Here is a 2440-nt window from a genome sequence, read left to right as displayed (position 1 = left end):
GCACGCGGCCGGATCCCGACGGCGTGGGCGGAGACCGGCGAGGGACTGCCGACCCGGATCACCGTCATGACGTGGCGCGAGGCCGAGCACACCCGCATCGCGCTGAAGCGCGGGCACATGGTGGTCAGCGCGCAGCACCGCTCCGGCTACCTGGACTACGCGCAGACGTCCGCCGCGTGCGAACCGCCGGCGCAACCGGGCGCCGTCGTCGACCTGCGCACGGTGCACGGCCACGAACCACCGGACGACCGTGACACGTCCGGCCGGCTCCTCGGCATGCAGGCGCACTTGTGGACGGAGTTCGTCCCGACCGCCGAGCACGTCGACTACCTGGCCTTCCCCCGGCTGTGCGCGCTCGCCGACCGCGCCTGGCACGGCGAGCCGTCCTGGCCCGACTTCCGCGGCCGTCTCACCGCGCATGCCGCCCGGCTCGCCGTGCTCGGCGTGCGCCACGGACCGCTCGACCCGTACGTCCCCGTCCCCCACCGTTCCGGAAAGGAACTGCCATGAGAAGGACGCACCTCACAAGAACCGCCACGTACGCCGTCGCGGCCGCGCTCGGCTGCGCGGGCCTCTTCGCGCTCCCCGCCGGCGCCGCCGCGGCCACCGGCGACCTCAGCGTGCAGTACCACACGGGCAGCACCGGCAGCGACCAGGCCGAGCCATGGCTGAAGGTGCGCAACACCGGTTCCTCCGCCGTGCCGCTCAGCGGGGTCAAGGTCCGCTACTACTTCAAGTCCGATGCGGCGAACGCCAGTTACCGCTTCGCGTGCTCGTGGGCCGTGAAGGGGTGCGGCAACGTCACCGGTACGTTCGGGACGCTCGCCCATCCGACCGCGACCGCCGACCGGTACCTGGAGGTCGGCTTCACGTCCGGCGCGGGTTCGCTCGCGGCGGGCTCCGACACCGGTGATCTGCAACTGCGCTTCTACCGCGCGGACTGGCAACCGCTGAACCAGACGGACGACTACTCCTTCGGGGCGACGCAGTCGGCGTACGGGACCTGGTCCAAGGTCACCGCGCAGCTCGACGGCGCCGTCGTGTTCGGCACGGCCCCCGAGGGCAACGACCCGACCGATCCCACGGACCCCACCGACCCGACCGACCCGCCGGCCGACGGGGCCTCGCTCTTCGACGACTTCAACTACTCCGGGTACAACGACCCGAAGATCGCGGCGAACGGCTGGAGCGTGCGCTCCAACTCCGGGGGCCCCGGCGTGCCGGGCGCGACCTGGGCACCGGAGAACGTGACGTTCCCGTCCTCGGGCGGCAACTCCGTGATGAACCTGGAGACGTCGACGTCGGGCACGGGCGCGAGCACGGAACAGACCGAAGTCCTCACCAAGGCACTGAAGTTCAAGAACGGGACGTACGCGGCGCGCGTGAAGTTCAGCGACGCCCCCAAGAGCGGCCCGGACGGGGACCACCTGGTCCAGACGTTCTTCACCATCAACGACCTCAAGGCGCCGATGGCGGACGACTACTCCGAGTACGACTTCGAGTACCTGCCGAACGGAGGCTGGGGCGAGGCGTCCAACATCCTGTACACGACGTCCTGGGAGACCTACAACCCCGACCCGTGGCAGGCGGTGAACCAGCACACGGAGGGCCGGCAGAGCTACGACGGCTGGCACGACCTCGTGCTCACCATCGACGACAGCACCATCCGCTATTTCGTCGACGGGCAGCTCTTCGGCACGCACGACGCCGCGTACCTGCCGGAGCGGCCGATGTCGATCAACTTCAACCAGTGGCTGATCGACCTGGCCGGACAGACGAGCACCAGCCCGCGCGCGTACGACCAGCAGGTCGACTACGTACTGCACGTCAAGGACCAGGCGCTCACCCCGGCCCAGGTGGCGGCGAAGGTGACGGCCTATCGTGCGGCGGGCACCACGTTCGAGGACACGGTCCCGGCGTCCTGACCCCGCGTCACCAAAGGGCGGGGAGTCCGCGCGCCCCACACGCACGGACTCCCCCATCGGTGCTTCCCCTCCCCGGGTCAGCCGCGGCTCAGATGGCGACCGGCCCGGGACAGAGTCTGCCTCGGGCGGGCCGCGAACTCATCCCGCACCCCCGGCTTTCAGTAACCTTGCGTGTTGAATCAGTGGCGAGATGTGACGGAGGTGAGCGGTCAACTCCCTTGCGCCAGAAGGGACTCAGTGGTCCGGATTTCGCCTTCTGGCTTGATCCCCCGCGCTCAAGCAAGGCCGGAAGTGCCTCCCGGCAAGCGCTCTCCACACCGGCTGCAGTAGCGTGCGTCGCCGTCCTCGGCGGCGCGACCGCACTCCGCGCACACCCGCGGCAGAAGGCAGGGCGCCTCGCCGCCGTCCGCCGTGACCGCGCCGGGGGCCCGCCGGATGGTCATGCCGGGCCGCCTGCGGTGGGCCGTGAGGTACACGAGACCGTCCTCGCCCGCGCTGACGGCGCGCGGCTCGCC

The 2440-nt window shown here is 70.7% G+C and carries 2 protein-coding genes and 1 pseudogene; 2 read left to right on the top strand and 1 reads right to left on the bottom strand.

The features are described from left to right. Together G3I40_RS30210 and G3I40_RS30205 are read left to right on the top strand one after the other, a co-directional pair. Positions 1–510 (top strand): family 20 glycosylhydrolase (locus G3I40_RS30210; RefSeq protein WP_164305808.1); only part of this gene is annotated, 510 nt, incomplete at its 5' end. Further along, positions 507–1925, top strand: coding sequence for a cellulose binding domain-containing protein (locus G3I40_RS30205; RefSeq protein WP_164305807.1), 1419 nt, complete (start codon positions 507–509; stop codon positions 1923–1925). The genes G3I40_RS30210 and G3I40_RS30205, both read left to right, overlap by 4 nt. A gap of 275 nt (positions 1926–2200) precedes the next feature. Here G3I40_RS30205 and G3I40_RS46630 read toward each other — a convergent pair. Then, a pseudogene (locus tag G3I40_RS46630) lies at positions 2201–2440 on the bottom strand (hypothetical protein); the annotation flags it as partial.

This window comes from Streptomyces sp. SID14478 (assembly GCF_010548525.1).
GTDB lineage: Bacteria > Actinomycetota > Actinomycetes > Streptomycetales > Streptomycetaceae > Streptomyces.
This window is presented reverse-complemented; position numbering and strand designations above follow the sequence as displayed.